Origin of the sequence: Streptosporangium sp. NPDC006007 (genome assembly GCF_040614315.1) — a bacterium.
In the GTDB taxonomy this organism is placed as follows: domain Bacteria; phylum Actinomycetota; class Actinomycetes; order Streptosporangiales; family Streptosporangiaceae; genus Streptosporangium.
Genome location: NZ_JBEXUG010000092.1, coordinates 1 through 2777 on the forward strand (window position 1 = coordinate 1; position 2777 = coordinate 2777).

Sequence of the window (2777 nt, forward strand, 5' to 3'; positions counted from 1 at the left end):
CCAATCGCTCTGGACGGGCATGTCAGAGGCGAACAACGCCGCCGCCAGTTCCCCCGCCGGGATCTGACAACCGTCGAACTGATCGAGGGTACGCTGAACATGCATCGTGGAGGACTCCTAAGCTCTCGATGCTCCGGCCTCAGCGGGCGGCAACCCGCTGGGGCCTTTCGCTTGTCTACCGGGATCTTGGTAGACCCTGACTGTCTTCATGTACATAGTGCACATAGCATTGATTGTGCGTCAAGCGTTGTGTGCAGACCGATCGCGAGGCAGTCTGTCTGTACTAAGTGCGCCAAGACTTTTGAAGCCAAGGAGAACAACGCTGCTATGACCGCAATGTCCGGTACTCCCGCATATGTCCAGGTGGCCGAGGACCTTCGAACACAGATCCGCACAGGTCTCTTGGCACCTGGAGCGCAACTGCCCTCCATGGCGCAGCTCCAAGAGCGATACACCGTTTCCAGTACTGTCATCCGAGCTGCGCTTGCCGAGTTGCGACGTGATGGGCTGGTAATCGGCCAGCAAGGCAAAGGAGTGTTCGTACGTACGGGCGGCAGTGCTGCGGACCCTAAAGACGTCGATGAGTTGCGCCGACGCCTTGACGACCTCACCGACGTGGTGCGCCGCCTGGATGACCGTGTGACGTCCTTGGAAGATGTAGGCACCCACCGCAGCCAGCGTTCCTAACTTGTAGCGAACTTCTGTCATGCCCCCATGAAACCGAGGAAAAGTGGATTGCCGACAGGGTGATCGCCAATCAACCTCGAATCACTCACGTTCACTCATCGATTGGGAGGCTGCGAGCCATGGACCATGGCAAAGACGACGCGTTCCAGCAAGCAGCAAGCGCCTTGATTGCAGAACTTCGGCACTGGCGGGAGGTGTCCGGCGTCTCCCAAAAAGCACTAGCCAAGCTGGTTGGATACACCCCGTCATATGTGAGCAAAGTGGAAAATGATTCCCTGACCCCAAGCCGCGAGTTCATCGAAAGCGCTGATGAGCATCTAAGGGCTGGGGGTGCACTCCTGCGGAGATGGAAGGCGTTACGCGACAGCGGCCCGCAATCACGAAGCGATAGGCATCAGCAGCCAGCCGCAGTAGGAGACCCGCAGTCGGCGCCAAGCAACGCACTTACGGTGGCGCGTGAGCAAGCGGAACTCACATTCCGAGACGGACTCTTCAAGACCCGCATTCGCAGACATCTACACAATGTCGGAAGTGACCCCGTCACCCAATATCTGATTCGCATAGCGGTTGATCGGTTCCCCGGAGATCCAGAGAGATCCAACCGCCTCTATCGAGAGTTCCCGCTTACGTGGGAAGAGATTGGGCTGTCCGCAACCTGCGGGGACGAACCAATGTCCTGGCGCATTAAGCACGATCGCGATGCATTCAAGGAGGTTTGGCTACTTTTCGAAAACGGTGACGGACGTTTTCCTCTTTACCCAGGGCAAAGCGCATCGATCGAATACGTCTACACCGTGAGCAAGGACAAGTGGGGCGCATGGTGGACACGAGCCATACGGCTACCAACCAATCTCCTCAACATGACCTTGGACTTCCCCTCCGAGATGCATCCAATCGTCTGGGGAATCGAGACCTCCATGACCGCCGAAGCCTCTCCGGTTAAGACCCCCATCAAGAGAACAGAATCCGGAGATCGAACAATCTTCGCCTGGTCTGCTGACTCTCCACCGCTACACGCACGCTACAGAATTGAGTGGAAGTTCAAGAATTCCGGAGCATCGGAGGTCGCAGAGATGAAGACTCTTACGCCAAGCGCGCAGATGCAGACCCTTGGCATTGCTCAAGAAGGGGAACCGATTCTCAGTGAGGTTGCCCGCCCCTTCGACTTGCCGACAGAGGCCGAGGACGCCCGACGAGTGGTTTCGCAGCTCGTCGCAACCATGGAACGGGTCTCCCAGGTCCACACCTTCGCCAAGGGCATGGGCATTGCAGCACCGCAGATCGGAATCGGCAGGGCAGTAGCCGTCGTGCGTCTCCCCGGCGGTGAAATCATAACCCTGATCAATCCTCGGATCATTGATGAGTCTGCCGACCATGATGAGCAGTATGAAGGATGCTTGAGCTTCTTTGATGTACGTGGCATGGTGCCCCGTCCGACTTCTATCGAGGTCGAGCATCAAGACATATCTGGGAAGACCCAGATCACCGCATTCCACCAGCCGGTAGCCCGCTTGATTACCCACGAGATAGACCACCTTTTCGGGACCCTATACAGGGTCAGGATGAAGCCAGGCGTAGAGCCCATACCGGTATCCCAGTACACGGGCACCGGACAGCCCTGGACGCAGCACCGGGAGTAGCCACACGAACCGAACAACCTGTTACGACTTTGCTTACGTCTTCAAGCCGCCTTCGGCGGGAGCCCGCACCGGCCCCACCGGCAGAGAGGGCGGGGGAGACGAGAGGGAAGGACACTCACGAGCTCGCGGTGACGATCCAGCGGAAGGCGGTGTCCGACGCTGAACACCGCCAGGCGGAGGAACCGGTAACGACAGGAGGAGACGAACGCGCCGAGCGGGCCGGGCCGACCCTTTGGGCACTTGCCGGAGGAGACCGACCAGCACAAGCGCACCTCCCCGCCCGTCCAACCGCAGACGAGGGAACGCCCGCGGCGTGAGGTCCATCCACCGGGGCCGCGCGCCCCGCCCGGCCGGCGGGCGTGCGGCCTCTTCGGGCCGGTCCCGCCGGCCAGCGGGCGCGCACCGCGCCGACGAGCGGCGCGGCGGCAACGAAGCGGCAACCGCTCACAG

At 60.1% G+C, this 2777-nt stretch carries 2 protein-coding genes; both read left to right on the plus strand.

Annotated features, from left to right (window positions below; all coding sequences use genetic code 11):
* The first annotated feature begins 327 nt into the window (after window positions 1-327).
* The gene (locus ABZ194_RS30190; RefSeq protein ID WP_355600418.1) at window positions 328-687 is read left to right on the plus strand and encodes a winged helix-turn-helix domain-containing protein; all 360 of its coding nucleotides are present in this window, start codon (window positions 328-330) and stop codon (window positions 685-687) included.
* Between the two features lie 119 nt (window positions 688-806).
* Window positions 807-2327, plus strand: a complete 1521-nt coding sequence (locus tag ABZ194_RS30195) for a peptide deformylase (protein WP_355600419.1) — start codon at window positions 807-809, stop codon at window positions 2325-2327.
* The last annotated feature ends 450 nt before the right edge of the window (window positions 2328-2777 follow it).

Bases quoted from the DNA above. Each gene is read 5' to 3' on its own strand.
- ABZ194_RS30190 (WP_355600418.1), top strand. From the start codon at position 328: ATGACCGCAATGTCCGGTACTCCCGCATATGTCCAGGTGGCCGAGGAC.
- ABZ194_RS30195 (WP_355600419.1), top strand. From the start codon at position 807: ATGGACCATGGCAAAGACGACGCGTTCCAGCAAGCAGCAAGCGCCTTG.